Origin of the sequence: Streptomyces sp. NBC_01515 (assembly GCF_045040345.1) — a bacterium.
In the GTDB taxonomy this organism is placed as follows: Bacteria; Actinomycetota; Actinomycetes; order Streptomycetales; family Streptomycetaceae; genus Streptomyces.
Genome location: NZ_CP109416.1, coordinates 9,702,488 through 9,722,866, shown reverse-complemented (window position 1 = coordinate 9,722,866; position 20,379 = coordinate 9,702,488). Strand labels below are relative to the sequence as shown.

At 69.7% G+C, this 20,379-nt stretch carries 11 protein-coding genes (1 of these 11 running past the window's edge); all 11 read right to left on the bottom strand.

All coding sequences use genetic code 11. The features are described 5' to 3' along the window. Nucleotides 1-17 precede the first annotated feature (17 nt). Nucleotides 18-2,615 carry an aminotransferase class I/II-fold pyridoxal phosphate-dependent enzyme gene (locus tag OG407_RS43005; RefSeq protein ID WP_405865918.1) on the bottom strand — a complete coding sequence of 866 codons (2,598 nt, stop codon included), beginning with the start codon at nt 2,613-2,615 and terminating at the stop codon, nt 18-20. After that, entirely contained in the window at nt 2,612-3,631 is a 1,020-nt protein-coding gene (hppD, locus tag OG407_RS43000) for a 4-hydroxyphenylpyruvate dioxygenase (protein ID WP_405865916.1), read from the bottom strand. The genes OG407_RS43005 and hppD overlap by 4 nt, the downstream gene beginning before the upstream one ends. Before the next feature lie 42 nt (nt 3,632-3,673). After that, nucleotides 3,674-5,257: an MBL fold metallo-hydrolase gene (locus OG407_RS42995; RefSeq protein WP_405865914.1), complete on the bottom strand. Its 1,584-nt coding sequence runs from the start codon at nt 5,255-5,257 to the stop codon at nt 3,674-3,676. Between the two features lie 106 nt (nt 5,258-5,363). Beyond that, nucleotides 5,364-6,308 carry an ornithine carbamoyltransferase gene (locus OG407_RS42990; protein WP_405865912.1) on the bottom strand — a complete coding sequence of 315 codons (945 nt, stop codon included), beginning with the start codon at nt 6,306-6,308 and terminating at the stop codon, nt 5,364-5,366. Next, nucleotides 6,226-7,377 carry a pyridoxal-phosphate dependent enzyme gene (locus OG407_RS42985; protein ID WP_405865910.1) on the bottom strand — a complete coding sequence of 384 codons (1,152 nt, stop codon included), beginning with the start codon at nt 7,375-7,377 and terminating at the stop codon, nt 6,226-6,228. The genes OG407_RS42990 and OG407_RS42985 overlap by 83 nt, the downstream gene beginning before the upstream one ends. 77 nt (nt 7,378-7,454) lie before the next feature. Continuing rightward, nucleotides 7,455-7,793 (bottom strand): hypothetical protein, encoded by a 339-nt coding sequence (locus tag OG407_RS42980; protein ID WP_403586100.1) that lies wholly within the window; start codon nt 7,791-7,793, stop codon nt 7,455-7,457. A 24-nt stretch (nt 7,794-7,817) separates the two neighbouring features. Next, nucleotides 7,818-8,126: a hypothetical protein gene (locus tag OG407_RS42975; protein WP_403586098.1), complete on the bottom strand. Its 309-nt coding sequence runs from the start codon at nt 8,124-8,126 to the stop codon at nt 7,818-7,820. A gap of 234 nt (nt 8,127-8,360) precedes the next feature. Next, on the bottom strand, nt 8,361-9,137 hold the full coding sequence (locus tag OG407_RS42970; RefSeq protein WP_405865908.1) for an ABC transporter permease: 777 nt from the start codon (nt 9,135-9,137) through the stop codon (nt 8,361-8,363). Then, on the bottom strand, nt 9,134-10,687 hold the full coding sequence (locus OG407_RS42965; protein WP_403586095.1) for an ABC transporter permease subunit: 1,554 nt from the start codon (nt 10,685-10,687) through the stop codon (nt 9,134-9,136). The genes OG407_RS42970 and OG407_RS42965 overlap by 4 nt, the downstream gene beginning before the upstream one ends. Then, the gene (locus OG407_RS42960) at nt 10,684-11,637 is read right to left on the bottom strand and encodes an ATP-binding cassette domain-containing protein (RefSeq protein ID WP_403586093.1); all 954 of its coding nucleotides are present in this window, start codon (nt 11,635-11,637) and stop codon (nt 10,684-10,686) included. The genes OG407_RS42965 and OG407_RS42960 overlap by 4 nt, the downstream gene beginning before the upstream one ends. Before the next feature lie 136 nt (nt 11,638-11,773). Further along, on the bottom strand, nt 11,774-20,379 hold the end of the coding sequence (locus OG407_RS42955; RefSeq protein WP_405865905.1) for a non-ribosomal peptide synthase/polyketide synthase. The gene runs 24,382 nt beyond the window's last position; the window shows 8,606 of its 32,988 coding nt (coding positions 24,383-32,988); its start codon lies off the right edge, out of view; it ends in the stop codon at nt 11,774-11,776.

The following is a 20,379-nucleotide window of genomic DNA, read 5'->3' as shown; positions in this document are numbered from 1 at the left end:
CATTCGGGGATCAGTGATCACGGCCGGCCCGTCTGCGCTTTCACAAAGCGGGCCAGCCGCTCCATCCCCTCTTCGATCTCCTGATGCGAAAGATAACTGACGGACAGGCGAAGGCTGTTGTCGCCGCCGTCCCCGAGATGGAAGTACGACATGGGTGTCCAGATGACCCCGAATTCCTCTGCCGAGCGAATCAGTGCCGCGTTGTCGACGCTGAACGGCATGTCGACCGCCAGGAAGAATCCTCCGCTGGGCTCGTTCCACCGAATACCGAGCGCGGTCCGCTCGTCCTCCGGGAAGTTCCGTTCGAGCTCACGGAGGGTGACTCGCATCGCGTCCCCGTAGTACGCGGCGGTACGGGTGTTGAGCTCCGAGGTCCGCCCGTCCACGGACAGGAGCATGCCTGCCGTGACGGCCTGGCTGACCGGGGAGGTGTTGACGGTCACCATGCTCTTGATCTTGGTGAGCTCGTCCGCCAGCAGCCCGCCGTCCTGCGCACCGTCGACGACGGGCTGGTCGGCCACGACGAAGCCCACACGGGCACCGGGGAAGAGCGTCTTGGAGTACGAGCCCAGGTGGACGACCCTGCGTCCGTGGTCCAGGGACTTGAGGGTCGGCAGCTGGTCTCCGGGGCTGACCATCCGGTAGGGGCTGTCCTCCAGGATCAGGATGTCGTGCCGCTCCGCCAGGTCGAGCAGCTCCTGCCGCGTACTCAGGGGCATGGTGGTGCCGGACGGGTTCGAGTGGTCGGGGATGACGTAGAAGGCGCGAGGGCGTCTGCCGCGCGCCCTCTCGGCGAGGAGCGCCACCTCCAGATCGGCGCACCGGAACCCCTTCTCGCCCTCCTCGACCGCGCGTACCTCGACGTCCAGCAGCCGGGCCGCGCCGGTGATGCCGACGTAGCAGGGGCTGGATACCAGCAGGACGTCGTCGGGTCCGGAGATGAGCGCCCGTACCGTGAGGAACATCGCCTCCTGACAGCCGACCGTGACCACGATGGACTCGGCCGGCACGTCGATGTTCTCGTCCTTGCGCAGCGAGTCGGCGATCAGTTCCCGGATCTGGCCGCCGGTGGGGCCGTACTGGAAGAGGGCGGAGCGGATCTCGGCCGGTGACGCACCGCCCTCCTCCAGGTGGTCCATGTACCGGCGGAGGTAGGTGAAGATCTGCTCGGTCTCGAAGAAGCCGTCGTAGGGGCGGCCGGGCGCGAACGAGATCGCGTCGGGGTAGCGGTGCGTGATCTCGTTCAGGAAGTTCATCGTGTCCAGCACGGGGTCGGACACGCTGCCGTGCAGGTCCTGCTTGCGCAGTGCGGAGGCAGGGCGGTCGTCCCATGCCGTGGCCGGGACGGGGAACGACGGTCCGTCGGCCCCTGTCGTCGCCCGGCCGAGTGTCTCCCGGGTGTACGACGGTGTCATGGCCGGTGCCCCGGTCTGCCCGGATCCGGTCGCCGAATGCCCGCTCATCGGCGGTTCACCCACCGGTGACTGACTCACCAGAAGCTCATCCACCGGGAACTCGCCCGCCGGCAGCTCGCCACCCGGAGGCGTGCCCACCCGTTGAGGGACCGCGTCCGCGACCGTCGCCGTACCGGTGAGCAGCATCGCCTCCTTGAGCTCGTCGACGACGATGCCCAGCACCCGCCGCACGCCCTCGGCCTGTCCCACGGCCAGGCCGTGCAGCACCGGTCGGCCCAGGAACACCGCGTCGGCGCCCAGGGCCAGGGCCGCCAGCACGTCACCACCGCGGCGGATCCCGCCGTCCATCAGGAGCGGGCGGGCGCCGGCCACCGCCGCCGCGATCTCGGGCAGCACGTCCAGCGTGGCCGGGGCGCCGTCCAGCTGTCTTCCGCCATGGTTCGACACGACGATGCCGTCGGCCCCGGCCGCCAGGGCGCGCCGCGCGTCGGACGCCGTGAGTACGCCCTTGACCAGTACCGGGAGCGAACTGACGGAGTGCAGCCACTCGACCACCGACCAGTCGAGGGCCGGATCGAACTCGGCCAGCGCGTGGTCGCCGGGTGAGGCGAAGCCGTCCCCGGCCAAGTTGGCCGGCGCGATGCCCTCCGGCAGTTGGAAGCCGTTACGGATGTCACGCAGCCGACGGCCGAGGCGGGGCGCATCGGCGGTGAGGACCAGTGCCTCGAAGCCGGCCCGCTCGGCACGCTCGACGAGACCTCGTGTCACAGCGCGGTCCCGGAAGCAGTACACCTGGAGCCAGAGCGGGGCGGTGCCGGCCCGGGCGATGTCCTCGAAGGTCCGCCCGGCGAAGGTACTGACGATCAGCGGCAGGCCGGCCAGACCCGCGGCCCGGGCGGTGGCGACCTCACCCGCCGGGTCGGCGAGCGTGTGGTAGGCGAGGGGTGCGATGCCGACCGGTGCCGCCCAGTCGCGCCCCAGGATCCGGGTGCCGGTCTCGGGCCGGTGCACACCGGTGAGTACTCGCGGCCGCAGCCGTACCCGGTCGAAGGCCTCCTCGTTGGCGGCGAGGGTCCGCTCCCGGCCTGCGCCGCCCTCGATGAAGTCCCAGACGTCGGGCGCCAGTTCCGCACGGGCCAGGGCGGCGTAGTCGCCCAGGGTGTGCGGTCCCCGCGGGCCCCCGCCCGGCCGCTCGCTCACCCGGCGGCCAGCCTGTCGCGTTCGACGGCCTCGTACAGGGCCCGGATGTTGGCGCTGCCGAAGCCTCGGGAGCCCTGGCGCTGGATGAGCTCGAAGAAGAGGGTGTTGCGCTCGTACGGCGACCGGCTGAACAGCTGGAGCAGATAACCCCATTCGTCGCGGTCGGCGAGTATCTGGGTGGCACGCAGCTCCGCGATCCTCTCGCGCATTCCGGTGAACCGGTCGGCGAGCATCTCGTAGTAGGTGTCCGGCGTGCTGAGGAACTCCACACCCCGGTCCCGGAATTCGCGTACCGCCGGGATGATCTCGTCGACCAGGAAGGCCAGGTGCTGGACACCGGGACCGCCGTTGCGGTCGAGGAACGCGTCCAGTTGTCCGGGGCTCTTCGTCGGGTCCGGCGCGACCAGGGTGAAGGTGACCCGGCCGGACGCGGTGCGCACGACGATCGAGTCCATCGCCTGATCGCCGACCGCGACGTACTCGGAGGAGTAGGGGGACATCCCGAAGGCGGCCCCGTAGTAGCCGGCGTAGTCCTTCAGCGCGCTTCCCTCGACGCAGACCGCGACGTGGTCGAGCAGCCGGACACGACCGGTGTCGACGTTCCGCGCCGTTGGTGCGGACTCCCAGGCGCGCCCGGCGGGCCAGGCGTCGGGGTCCCGGGGGTGCGGCACCAGTGTGTGGGTGACGCTGCCGAAACCGGACACGACCGGGTTGCCGTAGGCGGGGGCGAACGACTCGGCGCCCGCCGCGAGGGCCGCGTCCCGGGTCTCTGTCACGTCGTCACAGGTCAGCGCGATGTCGGCGATGCCGTCCCCGTGCCGATCGAGAAACTTCCAGATGCCCCGGCCCGAGGTGACGATCAGCCGGGTCTCCCCCTGCCGCAGCAGGATGGAGCTCCGGTCGGCCTCCACGCGGTCCGCGACCCGCGTGAAGCCCATTCCCGAGACGAAGTAGTCGATGGTGGGCGGAGCATGACCGGTGTACAGCTCGATGTGCGCCATGTCGTGCACTGTCATGGGGGTACCTCCTCAAGGACCGACGGCCCGGCTGTCGTTGGGCTACCAGCGCCATTCCTGCTGGCCGTAGAGGTGTCCGGCCTTGACGCCGCGGTCCTTGCACCAGGTCATGAACTCGTCGATCTGCTTGATCTGGTACGTGTCCTCGGTGTACGTGGTCGCCATGACGTGGCCCAGCCAGGGCTCCTCGCCCATGGCGTACACGTACGCCTCCTTGGCACCGAGTTCGACCATGATGTCGGCGGCCTGCGCGGCGTTGGAACCGGACAGCTTGCGGGAGTTGCTCATCTTCTTCGTCACCGGCTTGGTGAGCAGCGCCTGGTAGAGCCAGGTGAGTGGGGCGCCGTCGCACTCCATGCCCAGGAAGGCGATGTCGGCGGTGCCCAGGTGTCGCTTGACGTAGCGGTAGAGCAGCGGGTCGATGCCCGAGGAGTCCGCTCCGATGAAGATCTTCTTGCCCGCGAGTTCCGCCCAGTACGTGGACTTGCCGCGGATGTCGAGGTCGCAGTGCTCACCGAGGAACGGGGTGGCGGTGACCTTGCCGCCGGGGAACTCCACCTCGTCGAAGTCGTCGACCTCGATGACCGGAAAGCCCTGGTGCCTGAGCATCAGCGCGATCGACGGGTCGGCCAGGTTGCCGCGCGAGGCGCGCGGCACCACGACCGATCCGACGCGGCCGCGCAACTGGAGCAGCGTCTCCAGCACGATGTGGTCCTGGTGGCCGTGGGTGATCACCACGAGGTCGATGAAGTCGGGCAGGTCGTCCAGGGTGTACCGGTCGCCCGCCGTGTTGTCCGCGCTGATGAACGGGTCGGTGACGATGGCGGCTTCGGGGGTCTGCAGCACCAGGCAGGCGTGTCCGAAGTAGCGGATCCGGCCGCCGGCGTCGATGTGCCGGTCCTCGGCCAGGCTCGGCTGCTCGCTCAGCATCCCGGACAGCCGTGCGGCCTGGGCGTCGTCGAGTCCCAGGGACTCCCGCAGGTGGGACAGGGTGGTGGGCCGTATCCGGGACGTGAACAGCTCTTCCAGGCCCGCGTGGCGGAAGGGGATCGCCAGCTCCAGCACGTCCGGGGAGGGCAGGCGCGGGGTGCTGAGGATGAAGGGGCGCTCGATGCCGGTCTCGAAGGACAGCTGCACCGACTGGCGCTCCTCCTGGTAGATGCCGCTGTGATAGGCCAGCGGTTCCAGGAAGCGCATCTGCGCCTGGTTGTCGGTGTCGTACGCCAGCTCCACCAGGCCGCCGAGTTCCTGCGGCAGCTTCGAGTACAGCGGGGTCAGATCGAAGCCGGACGCGTTGGCCCTCAGCAGTTCCTGTCCCTCGGCGATGGCTTCGGCGAACCGCAGCATCTCGGCACGCTCACGTTTGATCGTGGCGAGCAGGTCGCGCACCTCGTCGGCGCGTTCCTCCGGGATGTTGATGAAATAGCCGCCGCGCAGTTCGGGGTTGTGGCTGGCCGCGACATGCACCTTCGGGGACTGGAGATACGACTCCAGCAGCGGAACCTGAAGGAACGCCAGGTTCATCGCCGCCTGAATCGGAGCCAGCGTGTGCGGCCAGACGTAGAACCTGTCCACAAGCGGCTCGATTATGACCTTCGGCCGCAGAAACAACTGCTCATCAGCCATCAGACTTCCGCCCCTCCAGGCATTCCGAACGAAAAGGAGTTCCTTGTGCGTGCTGGTTTCTTGGACATGCCGGGACGTTCCACGACCGGATCCGCCGGGGAGTACGTCAGGCGCGGCCGGGGCCGTCGGCGACGCTCCGCTCCAGGACCGCCATGGCGCTGGTGAGTTTCATCCTGGCCTGCGCCCAGGCGATCGAGCGCGGCCCTTCGAGTACGGCGCCCGCCACCTCCTCGCCGCGGTGTGCGGGCAGGTCGTGCATGAACTTCGCGTCGGGCCAGCGCCTCATGAGGCGCTCATCGACGTGGAACGGCCGGAACTTCTCCCGCCAGTTCGGGTCGGCCTTGACGGTGCCCGTCGTCTGCCAGCGGGTCGTGTAGACGACGTGCGCCTCGGCCGGCAGGTCGTCGAGGTCGTGGATCTGGGTGACGGTCCCGCCCACCGCCGCCGCCCGTTTCGCGGTGTCGTCCAGGACCTGGGAATCGAGCCCGTATCCGGGCGGGGTGGCAAAGGTGAGGTGGCAGTTCGGCATACGGGAGAGCCCGTACGCCAGCGCCGACGCCGTGTTGTTTCCCTCGCCGAGATAGAGCAGCGACAGTCCGTCGAGCGAGCCGAATTCCATGAGCATCGTCGCCAGGTCGCAGATCCCCTGGGTCGGGTGTTCTTCCGCGGCCATCGCGTTGACGACGGGCAGATCACCGGCCCGGGATATCTCCCGCAGTTCATCGACGGGTCCGGCGGTGCGGACGACGAGCGCGTCCAGCATGGACCCGAACACGCGCCCGGTGTCGTGGAGGGACTCCCCCGTGGCCGTCTGCAGATCGCCCGGCCCGTACATCAGGGGGAATCCGCCCAGTCGTACGGTGCCGACGCTGAAGGCGGTCCTGGTCCGGGTCGACGTCTTGGTGAAGAGGACCCCGACGACCTTGTCCCGCAGGGGCCGGTCGTGCGCACTCGGGTCGTGGTACAGGTCACGGGACCGGGCCGCCAGGCGTTCCAGGTCCTCCCTGGTCAGATCGGACAACGTCAACAGCCCGCGCTGCGGTGCGAACATGATCCCCCGTTCTCGTTCGGAGAGGGCGCTTCCCGTACGGTTCGGCGGGCTCGGGACACCGGCCGCGTGTCAGCTCGACGCCGGCGCCGATCCCGGCATCCGTGATGCCGTGGGCCGCCCGCCAGTCGGCCCGGTAGATCGTGCTCCGATAGCGGTCCGCGCCGTCGGGGCACAGGCAGATCAGTTCATCCGTCCGCGGGTTCTGCCGGAACATGCGCAGCGCGGCGGCGACGGTCGCGCCGGAACTGCCGCCGACGCCGATCCCGGCCTGCCCGGACAGCCACAGACAGGTGGCGATGGCCTCGGTGACGTCGACGTGCAGAGCCTCGGTCGTGTCGGGATCAAGGAAGTTGGACGGGCAGCTGGCCCCGATCCCGGACAGGAGCCGTCGGCCGGGGTCCCCGCCGAGTGCCGCGGAGCCGTGCACGTCGACCCCGACGAGCCGCCAGGGCGCACCCGTCGACGCGACGAATCTCGACAGGCCGGCGAGGGTGCCGCCGGTGGAGACCGGCACCAGTACCGTCGCGGGGCCGGGCACCTGCGCGCGCAGTTCGGGCGCCGTGGTCCTGAAGTGGGCGTCAGGATTCGCCTCGCTCCGGTACTGGTTCGTCCAGACCAGACCGGGGCGGGCGCGCAGCTGTTCCCTCACGTACCGAATACGGTTCAGCAGAAAACCCCCGGAGAGATCCGGCTCGTCGACGACCGTCACCCGGGCGCCGAGCCCGCGCATACGGTCGATGAAGAACGAGCTCGTCCGGGGGTCGACGACAGCGTTCAAGGGAATTCCACGAGCACCGCACTCGGCCGACATCGCGACACCGAGATTTCCCGATGTCGATTCGATGATGCCGATTTCCTTGTCGATCCTGTCGGCCACGCGATCGATGAGGGAGGCGGCGATCCGGTCCTTCAACGAACCGAAGGGATTGGCGGATTCGAGTTTCAGCCGCAGTCGCCTGTCGATTCCGCCGACCTTGACGTACAGATCGACGATCGGGGTGGTTTCGGAGATCCGGGTTTCCCTGACGAGCGGTTTTCCTATCGGTCCGGGAGAGCCTGCAGCTCCCATGTACCAGTCACATCCGATCTTCTTGAGTGCTCGTGACGGATCTCCTCACGGCCCCCGAAGCGCCGGATGGAAAACGGTCAGCCGGCAACCTCGGACAGTTCCACGACCACCAGGCGGCCCGTTCCCTCAAGCGTCGCCAGATCAATGTCGGCGACGCAGCGAACGGGGTCGTCGTTGAGGATCAGCGTTCCCTCCACGTGGACGGTGCCGCTGCCCTTGTCGAAGTCCGCCCCGGCGAAGACGGACGCCTCGCGGTCCAGGCGTATGCCCAGGTCGGTGCCACCGCGGGTACCGGTGAACTTGACGAACACCGTCCCGATGTCCTCCAGGCGGACGCGCAGCTCCTCCAGGGTGGGCTTGGGGCCGCCGACCACCACCGGCTGTTCGTCGCTCAACCGCTGGGTCAGTTCATCCATGGGTCACCTCTCGGGGGCTCGGTTCTACTCGGACTCGGCATACGCGAAAGCCAGGTCTTCCGGTATTCGGAACTTCAGCGTGGTCTCGCAGAATTCCCGCCACTCCGGAGTGTCCTCCGTGAACAGCCTTTTGTCCTTGTCGACTCCGACAGGACTGATCATGACGGTGAATTCGTCACAGAGGAACACCGTCGTGTTGTCGGTCAGTTCACGCTCTTCCGGTCGCGCGCCGGCCGACCAGCCCGGAAAGCGACGCAATTCACCCAGCAGGTAGGACTTGCAGTACTTCCTCACCGGAACCTCCGAAAGCGGGCCGACGGCGAAATCGACCACGTGCAGCGTCGGACGAACCGAACAGAAACGGTCCGTCGGAATGCCGCGAAACGTGGTGTCGCGTTATTAGGCGCTCTCAGAGTACGACAAGCATGCCTGCTGATCTATGAGTGCACGGTGACAGGAACGGCGGTCTGCGCGTTCAACTGCGCCTGTGCGCCGGTTGAACGCGCAGACCGCCGAATATCCTGCCCCGGGGGAGGTTTGCGGACGACGGTCCTCGCTCGTCGTCGCTTACGCGTCCCGTGCGCGGAGCAACCAGCCTCCGGCCGCCATCGCGCCCAGCGCCCACAGGGCCAGGACGCCGAGGCCCTGCCAGGGGCCGATGGGCAGATCGTCGACATGGACGGTCGTCTGGACGGCAAGGCCCGCCGTCATCGGGGAGATCTGCTGGAGATGGCGCTGCCAGTCGGGATCGGCGACCACCTGGGCGAGGATCGGGAAGATGAACAGCAGGGCGAGAACGATGCCGATGGCGGTCGCCGAGTTCCGTACGACCAGGGCGATACCGAGGCTGAGGAGACCGATCAGCACGAGGTAGAGGACCGAGCCCACCGCGGCCCGCAGCGTCGCCCCGTCGGTCAACGACAGGGGTGCGAAACCGTGTGCCTTCGTGAAGCCGCGCCCGGGCTGCACAAGGCCTCCGATCAGCAGGGAGCCGAGGACGGAGACCGTTCCCGCCACCAGCATCACCGCGGTGAGTACGGCGGACTTCGAGAAGAGGACCGTCAGCCGGCGCGGCACCGCGGTGAGCGTGGTGTGCATCATGCCGGTGCTGTACTCGTTGCCGACCATCAGCACCGCCACGATGGCGACGACGACCTGGCCGACCAGCACGCCGGTGAGACTGAGCCGCGTCGGGTCCCCGCCGCAGCCGCTGGCGTCACACCTGGACGTCATGGCCACCGCGGCACCGACCGCGAGGGTCAGCGCGACCACCCCGAGCGTCAGCCAGGTGTTGCTCGCGTCGGTCCGCAGCTTCGTCCATTCCGCACGTCCGGCGAATTTCATACGTCCCTCCGGCGGAGCAGGACCACGGCGGCGGCGAACGAGACCGCGGCATAGGCGCACAGGACCGCGAGGCCGGCCCAGGGGCTCAGCGGGAAGTACCCGGACGAGGGCGAGTAGACGGTGACGACCTGGTCGTAGTGCGCGATGCTCTGCTGGATGGCGAATCCGGCGGCGGGAGTGACCCTCAGCAGCCACTGCGAGGCCCCGTCGGGCAGTACGGACGCGGTCGCGAGGAGGTAGGGCAGCACCATGCCGACGACGACCACGGTGATGGCCACGGCGCTGCGCCGCAGGATGGTGCCGACGGCGAGGGCGAAGACGCTCGCGGCGGCGAGCAGCAGGCCCGTACCGACGATGACGCGCAGCTCGGTGGCCGTCGGTACCGTCAGCACGGGGAAGCCGTTGGACTCCGACCGGCTTCCCCCCAAGGGGACCATGATCGCGGCGGAGACCACTCCGACGGCGAAGGCGACGGAGCCGACCACGAGGCCCTTGGCCACCAGGACGCGGCCCCGGCGCGGGCTGGCCGCCAGGGTCAGGCCGATCATGCCCCGCCGGTACTCGACGGTGATGTAGCCCGCGCTCACGACGACCATGATGATCAGCCCGGCGAACGCGCCGACAAGGAAGTTCTCGATGGTCCGTACACCGCTGGTGGCGGGGCCGCCGACGACGGGCGCGATGTCACCCGCGCCGGTCACCTTGAAGCCGCTGCCGGAGGGGGTGGCCCCGCCCTTGGTGTCCTGGCTGTAGCTGGCGGAGGTGCCGGCGTCCTTGCCGACCTGATCGCTTGCCCAGGAGCCGCCGGTCCACTGGCCGCCCAGGGCGATCTGGTCGAAGGTGCCGGTGGCGACGGCCGGGGCGAAGCCCGTTCCGGTTCCGGTCTCGTCCTTGATGGACGGCGAGGTCACGAACAGCCCGACCTGCGGTGTCTCCGACAGCCCGGAGAGATCCGCGTGGCCCACCTCGGTCCACTTGGACCCGTCGGCCGACTGGTATCCGGTGAGTGTGTCGCCGGTGCGCTGGAGGCGCAGCCAGCGCGGCGACGCCTGGGAGGTCGCGCCGGCCATCCCGGCGGTGTCATGCGTGTAGTCGTACTGCATCCGCACGCCATGGCTGCCGGTGACCATCATCGCCGCGTACGACGACCCTTGGTCCAGGCTGTCCTTCACGATGATGCCTGCCTTCGCCCACGGGGCGAGGCCGCCTTTGCTGTCGTTCGGGCTCGTCGAGACGACACCGGCCAGCGAGGACACCGAGACGGTGATGCTGCCGTCGCCCTGGAGCTTCTGGTGTACGAAGTAGAAGCTGTCGTTGACCGCTTGGCCGCCGGGGCCGACGGGCAGCGCGGAACTGCCGTCCGCACCGCCCTTGTTGCCCGCTGCCGTGGCGAGCAGGCCCACCAGGCAGATGATGAGCACCGCGCCGACCGTGCTCTGCACCCAGCCCCGCACCGTACGGAACTTGGTCCATTCCGCGTGCAGCAACTGCCCGAAACCGCCCCGTCCCGGCCGCGCGGTCGCGCGAGGCGGCGTCATCGTGGACGTCATCGGCCGGCCTCCTCGGGAACGACGCCGCGGTACTGCACGGCATCCCGGGTGAGCTCCATGTACGCCTCTTCCAGCGAGGCGCGGTGCTCGGAGATCTCCGAGAACGGCACCGCGTTCTGGCTGAGCAGCGCCACCACATTCTCCGCGGGCAGCCCGGTCACGCTGATCGTGTCGGCGCCGGTGGAGCTCACGGTCGCGCCCGAGCGCGCCAGGACCTCCATGGCCTGGGCGAGCGCGGACGTCCGCAGGGTCACCCGTCCCTGGGACATGGACGCCAGCAGGTCGCGCACGCTCATGTCGGCGACGACCTTGCCGCGCCCGACGACCACCACGTGGTCGGCGCTGTCCTGCAGTTCGCTCATCAGATGGCTGGAGACCAGCACGGCCCGCCCCTGTTCGGCCAGCGAGGCGAGGAAGCCGCGCATCCACATGAACCCCTCGGGATCCAGGCCGTTGAAGGGCTCGTCGAGCATGATCACCGGGGGGTTGCCGAGCAGGGCGGCCGCGATACCGAGGCGCTGCCTCATGCCCAGCGAGAAGCCGCCCGCCTTGCGCTGAGCCACGTCCTGGAGGCCGACCTGCCGGATCACCTCGTCGACCCGCCCGGCGCTCAGCCCCTGGGAGTGGGCCAGCCACAGCAGATGGTGGCGGGCGGTACGGCTCGGCTGCACAGCCGCGGCGTCCAGCAGCGCCCCGATGTGGGTGAGCGGGGTCCGCAGATCCTGGTATCGGTGTCCGCCGACCCGTGCGGTCCCTTTGTCGGGCTTGTCCAGGCCGAGGATGACGCGCATGGTCGTGGACTTGCCGGCGCCGTTCGGACCGACGAAGCCGGTGACCTGCCCCGGCCTGACGTTGAACGTCATTCCATCCAGCGCCTGGGTGCTTCCGAAGCGCTTGCGCACGTCCGTGACTTCGATCGTCGCGTCCGACCCATCGATCGTTTTCTCCATACCGGAAGCCTAGGGAGAAGGGGGTGGTCCGGTCGTCACGGCGAAGAGCCATGTTCTGCGCCACCCACAGGAGCCAGAGCGCGGACCGCCCGTCCCTCGCAAGAGGGACGGGCGGAGTCCTACCTGAGGATGACACCTACAGTTCGAACGCCTCGTACTCCTCGCCGTCGTCGGCTCCGAGGGCGGCCGCGATCGCCGCGACGGTGGGCTCTTCGAAGACAGCGGCGAGCGTCAGGTCCACTCCGAAGACGTCACGGATGCGGGAGACCAGCCGGGTGGCCAGGAGCGAATGCCCGCCGAGGTCGAAGAAGTTGTCCTCGACGCCGACGCGTTCCACGCCCAGGAGTTCGGTCCACGTCTCGCAGAGGATCCGCTCGGTCCCGGTACGGGGTGCGACATACGCCTGTGCCGTCGCGGCCCGCGGCCCGCCGTCCGGCTCCGGGAGCGCCGCCCGGTCCACCTTGCCGTTCGTGGTGAGGGGCAGCTCGGCCAGTTCGACGAACACCGACGGCACCATGAACGCCGGCAGACGATCGCCCGCGTAGGCCCTCAGTTCCTCGACGGAGGGAATGCCGTCGGACTGGTCGGCGGGGACCAGGTAGGCGAGCAGCCGCCGGTCGGTGTCCTGACCGCTCGCGGTGACGACGGCCGTCCGCACCATCGGATGGGCGGCGAGCAGCGCCTCCACCTCCCCCGGCTCGATCCGGAAGCCGCGGACCTTGACCTGGTCGTCGGCGCGGCCGAGGAACTCCAGCTGCCCGTCCGGCAGCCACCGCACCCGGTCGCCGGAGCGGTACATCCGCGTGCCGTCGCCCATCAAGGGGTCGGGCAGAAAGCGTTCCGCGGTGAGCGCCGCACGACCGAGGTAGCCGCGCGCCAGCTGCGCACCCGCGATGAACAGCTCCCCCGCCACGCCTACCGGCACCGGGCGCAGCCGCGAATCCAGCACGTACACCCGGGTGTTCGCGATCGGCCCGCCGATCGGCGGCGCCTGCCCGCCGTCCCCCTCGCAGAGGGCGACCGTCGCGCACACCGTCGTCTCGGTCGGACCGTACGCGTTGAACAGCCGCCGGCCGGCAGCCCACTGGGCGGCCAACCGCCCCTCAAGCCGCTCGCCCGCCGTGATCAGGGTGGACACACCGCTGAACTCGGCAGGGCTCAGGGCATCCAGCAGGGACGGAGGCACGGTGGCCACGCTCACTCCGGTACGGGTGGCGAGCGCCGCCAGGCGGCCGGGTTCGGCACGGTCCGCCGCCTCGGCGACAACCAGGGTGCCCCCGGTCGCCAGCGCCATCAGCAGCTCCCACACCGACGCGTCGAACCCGAACGGCGCGAACTGCAGGACCACATCGCCCCGGCCGGTGCCGAGCGCCTCCCGTTGGGCCGTCACCAGACTGACCGCTCCCGCATGGGTGACCTGCACGCCCTTCGGCCGCCCCGTGGATCCGGACGTGTAGATCACATACGCCGACTGGTCGGTGTGGACAGTCACTTCGGGCGGGGTCGAGGGCAGTACCCGCAGGGAGCTTCGCAGCGCCGGATCGTCCATGACGACCGTCCGCAGCCTGCCCACGGGCAGGTCGTCGATCACCTCTTCAGTGCCCAGCAGCACACCCGCTCCGCTGTCGGCGAGCATGAACTCCAGCCGGTCCACCGGGTATTCGGGATCCAGCGGCAGATAGGCACCGCCTGCCTGCCAGACCGCGAGGACGGCCACGATCATGTCGACGCCGCGCGGCAGGCACACCGCGACCACGGTCTCGTCGCCGACGCCCGCACCGCGCAGATAGTGCGCCAGCCGCCCCGAGCGTTCCAACAGCTCGCCGTAGCCGACCGACGTCCCACCGAACATCACAGCGGTCGCACCCGGCTCCTCGGCCGCGGCAGCCACGATCAGCTCGTGCACGCCGCCCACCGCGGGCAGGTCCTGGGCCGTGTCGTTCCAGCCGCGGACCAGCACGTCGTGCGTGGGGCCGTCCAGCAACGGCAGCTCGCCGAGCCGCTGTTCGGCGTCCCTGGCCACCGCGCTCAGCAAGGTGCCGAGGTGCGCCGCCATCCGCTCGACCGTGCCGGGGTCGAACAGCGCGGTGCTGTACTCGATCTGCCCGTTCAGAGCACCGCCCGCATCCGTCAGCACCAGCCGCAGATCGAAGCGGGTGGTCATGCCGCTGCCGGTGTCACCGAGGAACGAGTCGGCGTCCGGCCCGCCGTCCAGGTCGTCGTCGGCAGGCGCCTGCCCGTCCTCGGTGAAGTAGTTGAACAACACCTGGAACAGCGGGCTGCGGGACCGGTCCCGCTCGACGACCAGCTCGTCGACCAGCTGCTCGAACGGGAGATCCTGGTGCGCATACGCGTCGAGCGCCATGGAACGGACGCGACCGAGCAGCTCCGTGAACGTCGGATCGCCGGACAGGTCGGCCCGCATCACCAGGGTGTTGACGAAGAACCCGATCAGCTCCTCGGTCTCGGCGCGGTTCCGGTTCGCCACCGGTGTGCCCACGACGACGTCGTCCGTGCCGGCGTACCGGCTCAACAGGACGTCGAAGGCGGCCAGCAGCGTCATGAACATCGTCGTACCGCCGCGCCGGGACAGCGCGCGCAGCGACTCCGTCGTCTCCGCCGCGACGGTGAACCGGGTGTACGCCCCGGCCGGTGACCACACCGCGGGGCGCGGGCGGTCCGAAGGCAGCTCCAGTACCGGGGTACCCGACAACTGGTCGCGCCAGTAGGACAGTTGGCGGTCCAGGACGTCACCGGTCAGCCACTGTCGCTGCCAGACCGCGAAGTCCGCGTACTGCACGGCCAGTGCGGGCAGCGCCGGTGTCCGGCCCGCGCGCAACTCGTCGTACAGGTACGCCAGTTCGCGCTGGAAGATCCGCGTGGACCATTCGTCGGACACGACATGGTGCATCGACAGCGCCAGCACGTGCTCGTCGGGCGCCACGCGGATGAGCATGGCTCGGATCAGCGGGCCGTCGGCCAGGTCGAACGGTGTCGCCTCGTCGGCCGCGACCAGCTTCCCGGCCGCGTGCAGGGGGTCACCCTCGGTCGAGACGTCGATCAGCGGGAGCGGGAAGACCGACGGCGGATCGATCAGCTGGTACGCCACTCCGTCCGGACCGGCCACGAGCCGGGTCCGCAGCACCTCGTGCCGGGCGACGATCGCGCTCAGCGCGTCCTGGAGGGCGGGGACGTCCAGGTCCGGGCCCATCCGAACCCGCATCGGAAGGCTGTATTCCAGCGATCCGGGCTCCAGTCGGTCGAGGAACCACAGGCGCTGCTGGGCGAAGGACAGCGGTAGTTCGCGGTCCCGCACGACCGGCGTCACCGGTCGTGCGTCGACCCCCTCCGACGACTCCGTGATCGCCGTCGCCAGTCCGCGCACCGTCGGGTGGTCGAACAGCGTGGAGAGCGGGAGTTCCGCCCCGAGGACGTCCCGGACGCGGGAGACGATCTGGGTGGCCAGCAGCGAGTGCCCGCCCAGTTCGAAGAAGTTGTCCTCGGCACCGACCCGGTCCACGGGCAGCAGCCGGTCCCAGATCCCCGCGAGCAGTTCCTCCACCACACCCGAGGGAGCGACGAACCCGTTCGCGTCGGTGCGGACGGTCTCCGGAGCCGGCAGGGCGGCCCGGTCCAGCTTCCCGTTGGGAGTCAGCGGCAGGGCCGCCACTTCGACGAAGACCGACGGGACCATGAACTCGGGGACGCTGCGCCGGACGTGCTCGCGCAGGTCGGCGGTGGCCGGGATGCCCTCGGCCGGGTCGTCCGGCACCAGATGGGCCACCAGCGCCCGGTCCGCCGCCTCGCCCCACGTCGTCACGACCGCCGACCGTACGGCGGGGTGAGCGGCGAGGACCGCCTCGACCTCGCCGGGCTCGATGCGGAACCCGCGCACCTTCACCTGGTGGTCGACGCGGCTGAGGAATTCCAGACGTCCGTCGGCCCGCCAGCGCACCTGGTCGCCGGAACGGTACGCCCGGGACCCGTCACCGGCGAACGGATCCGCCACGAACCGCTCCGCCGTCAGCGCGGGTCGGCCCCCGTACGCCCGGGCCAGGCTCGCCCCGGCGATGAACAGTTCTCCCGCGACACCGACCGGCACCGGGTTCAGGCGGTCGTCCAGCACCAGCAGCCGTACGTTGGTGAGGGGTTGGCCGATGGGGACCAGGCCGCCCGGCGACCAGTCCGCCGTACCAGCCGGACGCGGGCACACCGTGCTGGCCGCATCGACGGTGTTCTCCGTCGGGCCGTACAGGTTCGCCACAACGGCCGTGTCGTTCCTGGCGTAGAAACGGGCCACATCGGCAGCGGACAGCGCCTCGCCACCGCAGAACACGGCACGCAGCGAGGGCAGCGACGTCGGCCACGTATGAGACACGAACAGTTTGAACAGCGAGGGCACGAACTGCACCACCGCGATCTGCCGGGCCTCCAGCAGCCCCACCAGATAGTCCAGGTCACCGTGGCGTCCCGGCTCGGCGATCACCAGCTCGGCGCCGTTCGCCAACGGCCAGAACAGCTCCCACACCGACGCGTCGAACGTCAGCGGCGTCTTGTGCAGCACTCGCTCCGACGCGTCCAGCCGGTGCCGGTCCTGCATCCACGACACACGGTTGAGGACACCCCGGTGGGTGATCTGGACACCCTTCGGACGTCCGGTCGAGCCCGAGGTGTAGATGACGTACGCGAGTTGCTGCGGGTGCACCGGCACCCGCGCCGACGTGGACGGCAGCGCCGCGAGGGCCGTCCGCGTCCCCGGGTCGTCCAGCCACACGACGGTGTCCAGCGCGGCGCCGTCGGCCAGGTCGGCGGCCACCGCCCGGTGACCGACCAGTGTCGACGCGCCGCTGTCGGCGAGCATGAACTCCAGGCGCTCCCGCGGGTATTCGGGATCCAGCGGGAGGTACGCGCCACCCGCCTGCCACACGGCCAGTACCGCCGCCACCATGTCCGGACCACGCTCCAGGCACAGCGCCACCACCGACTCGGTCCCCACCCCCGCGTCCCGCAGGTGGTGCGTGAGCCGATTCGCCCGGCACATCAACTCGCCGTACGTGAGCGTCAGTTCACCCGACACGACGGCCACCGCGTCCGGGGTCACGGCCGCCCGCCCGGCAATCAGCTCGTGCATGCCGGCCGCCGCGGGCAGCTCGACGACGGTGTCGGTCCACTCGTGCAGCAGCTGGTCCTGCTCGGCCGCGGTCAGCAGCGGCAGCTCGCCCACGCTCCGGTCCGCGTCGGTGGCGACGGCCCGGAGCAGCGTGACCAGGTGCCCCGCCATCCGCTCGATCGTGGCGGCGTCGAACAGGCCGGTGCTGTACTGGATCTCACCGGCCAGCGCGCCCTCGTTCTCACCCAGGTTCAGCATCAGGTCGAACTTCACCGGCAGGGATCCGGGAACGGACGCCGCACCGCCGTCCGCGCCGGTGGTCGCGCGCGAGCCACCCCTCTCTTCGGCGGTGTAGCTGAAGAGTGCCTGGAACAGCGGCGTACGCGACCGGTCGCGCTCCACGACCAGATCGTCCACCAGCTGCTCGAACGGCAGGTCCTGGTGTGCGTAGGCACCCAGCGCCGTCTCGCGCACCCGGCGCAGCACCTCGGTGAAGGACGGGTCGCCGGACAGGTCCGTCCGCATGACCAGGGTGTTGACGAAGAACCCGATCAGGTCCTCCGTCTCGGCCCGGTTCCGGTTCGCCACCGGTGTACCGACCGCGACGTCCTCCGTACCGCCGTAACGACCCACGAGGACGTCGAAGGCGGCCAGCAGCGTCATGAACATCGTGGTGCCGTGTTCGCGCGACAGTGCCCGCAGGGCGTCGGCGGTCTCCGCCGGGACGCTGAACCTCGCCACCGAGCCATCGGTGGAACGCACGGGCCGGCGGGGCCGGTCGGTCGGCAGGTCCAGGGCCGGGACGTCCGCCAACTTCTCTCGCCAGTAGCCGACTTGGCTGTCCAGGACATCCCCGGAGAGCCAGGTCCGCTGCCAGGCGGCGAAGTCGGCGTACTGAAGCCGGAGCGGCGGCAGCGGGTCCGGATCCCCGGACCTGAACGCCTCGTACAGCGCCGACATCTCGCGCTGAAGGATGCGGTCCGACCACTCGTCGAAGACGACGTGATGCATCGCCAGAGCCAGTACGTGGTCGTCCGGGGCCAGCCGGACGAGGGTCGCGCGGACGAGGGGCCCCTGCGCGAGGTCGAAGGGAGCCAGCGCGTCGTCGACCATCAGGCCGTCGGCCTCCCGCTGTGGATCCTCGCTGCCGGACACGTCCAGCAGCGGGAGGGACACCGGGATCGGCGGGTCGATGAGCTGGTGCGGTACCCCGTCGGCGTCGGCCACCAGACGAGTGCGCAGCACCTCGTGCCGGGCCACGACCGCGTCCAGCGCCGCGCCGAGCGCCGGGAGGTCGACATCGCCGGTCAGGCGCAGCCGGGTCGACATGTTGTATTCCGGCGAGCCGGGCTCCAACTGGTCCAGGAACCACAGCCGTTGCTGCGCGAACGACAGCGGCAGCACCCCGTCCCGGGCGAGGAGCGCCATCGGGGGTGCGGCATCCCGCGCGGAACGGTCGATCACCGAAGCCAGACCACGAACGGTGGGGGCATCGAACAGGTCGCCGAGAGACACCTCGACACCGAACGCCTCCCGGATCCGGGACACCACCAGCGTGGCCAGGAGGGAATGACCACCGAGATCGAAGAAACCGTCCGTGACACCAACCCGCTCAACGCCCAGCACCTGCGCCCAGACACCGGCGAGCAGTTCCTCCGTCGCCCCGGACGGCTCCGAGAAACCACTGAGGCCCGTGCGGGAGGGGTCCGGCGCCGGGAGGGCAGACCGGTCGATCTTGCCGTTGGGGGTCAGGGGCAGGGAACTCAGCTCGATAAACAGGGACGGAATCATGTAGTCCGGCAGGGATAGGCGCAGGTGCTCCCGCAGCACCTCCGGGACGGGGATGCCGTGGGTGTGGCCGGTGGGGACCAGGTAGGCCACCAGACGACGCTCAGCACCCTCACCGTGCGCGGTGACCACCGCCGCGCTGATCTGCGCGTGGCCCGTCAGAGCGAACTCGATCTCACCCGGCTCGATCCGGAAACCGCGCACCTTCAGCTGGTCGTCGGCCCGGCCCAGGAACTCCAGCCGGCCCTCAGCCAGCCACCGCACCCGGTCCCCGGTGCGATACAGACGCGCACCATCAGCCGCGAACGGATCCGCCACGAACCGCTCGGCGGTCAGCGCCCGACGCCCGAGATAACCACGGGCGACACCGGCACCACCGATGAACAACTCGCCTCCGACTCCGAGGGGCACCGGGTTCAACCGCTCGTCCAGCACATAGACCCGCGTGTTCGCGATCGGCACGCCGATCGACGGGACACCCCCGGACACGCGCTCACACGCCGACCAGATGGTGGTCTCGGTCGGCCCGTACATGTTCCACACCGCCGCGGTCCGCTCCGCCAACGCCCCCGCCAGCGAAGCGGACAACGCCTCACCACCACACAGAGCACGCAGACCTGGCTGCCCCTGCCAGCCGTCCGACACCAGCATCTGCCACGTCGCCGGCGTCGCCTGCATCACCGTCGCACCGACCCGCACCAACTCACCCGCCAACACAGCAGGCACACCCGCCACATCCCGGCCGGCCACCACCACCCGCGCACCCGACACCAACGGCAACCACAACTCCAGCCCCGCAATGTCGAAGCCCAGCGTCGTCACCGCCAACAGCACATCCGCACCATCAAGCCCAGGACGCCCAGCCATCGCAGTCAGGAAATTGACCAGGTTGCCGTGCGAAACCTGCACACCCTTCGGCCGCCCCGTCGAACCCGACGTATACAACACATACGCCAACTGGCCCGCATGGACAGGCACTTCAGGAACCGTGGCGGGAAGCCCGGCGAGAATCTCCACCGTCGCCGGATCATCCAGCCAGACCACCGACTCCACCCCGGCCGACACCACCAGACCGGCAGCCACACCCCGATGCCCCACCAGCACCGACGCCCCACTGTCAGCCAGCATGAACCCCAGCCGCTCCACCGGAAACTCCGGATCCAACGGCAGATACGCCCCACCCGCCTGCCACACCGCCAACGCGGCAACCACCATCTCCACCCCACGGGACAGGCACAGCGCCACCACCGACTCCGACCCCACACCCACCCGACGGAGATGACGCGCAAGACGGTTCACCCGTCCCGCCAACCCGCCATACGTCACAGCCAGTTCACCCGCTACGACAGCCACCGCATCCGGCACCACCACCGCCCGCCCGGCGATCCACTCATGCACCCCGGCCACCGACCCAGGCAGCGGGGACGCCGTGTCATTCCACTCCCCCACCAACCGATCCCGCTCCGACACACCCAGCAACGGCAACTCCCCCACAGGACAGCCCGCGTCAACAGCGACCGCCTCCAGCAGCGTCACCAGATGCCCCGCCATCCGCTCCACCGTCACCGCGTCGAACAACGCCGTACTGAACTGGATCTCCGCGGTCAGGGCACCGCCCGATTCCGCCAGGGCCAGCATCAGGTCGTACTTCACCGGCAAGGGGCCTCTGTTCCGGCCCGGACCCGGATCGGCGTCGGGTTCGGTTCCCGCCTCCTCGTGGTGAGCGTCGTCAGGATCTGCCGCCGCGTAGGTGTAGAGGACCTGGAACAGCGGGGTACGGGAACGGTCGCGTTCCACGACCAGGTCGTCCACCAGTTGCTCGAACGGCACATCCTGATGGGCGT

Coding starts and splice junctions, on each gene's coding strand:
- hppD (WP_405865916.1), bottom strand. CDS start 3,631: ATGACAGTGCACGACATGGCGCACATCGAGCTGTACACCGGTCATGCT.
- OG407_RS42995 (WP_405865914.1), bottom strand. CDS start 5,257: ATGGCTGATGAGCAGTTGTTTCTGCGGCCGAAGGTCATAATCGAGCCG.
- OG407_RS42990 (WP_405865912.1), bottom strand. CDS start 6,308: ATGTTCGCACCGCAGCGCGGGCTGTTGACGTTGTCCGATCTGACCAGG.
- OG407_RS42985 (WP_405865910.1), bottom strand. CDS start 7,377: ATGGGAGCTGCAGGCTCTCCCGGACCGATAGGAAAACCGCTCGTCAGG.
- OG407_RS42980 (WP_403586100.1), bottom strand. CDS start 7,793: ATGGATGAACTGACCCAGCGGTTGAGCGACGAACAGCCGGTGGTGGTC.
- OG407_RS42970 (WP_405865908.1), bottom strand. CDS start 9,137: ATGAAATTCGCCGGACGTGCGGAATGGACGAAGCTGCGGACCGACGCG.
- OG407_RS42965 (WP_403586095.1), bottom strand. CDS start 10,687: ATGACGTCCACGATGACGCCGCCTCGCGCGACCGCGCGGCCGGGACGG.
- OG407_RS42960 (WP_403586093.1), bottom strand. CDS start 11,637: ATGGAGAAAACGATCGATGGGTCGGACGCGACGATCGAAGTCACGGAC.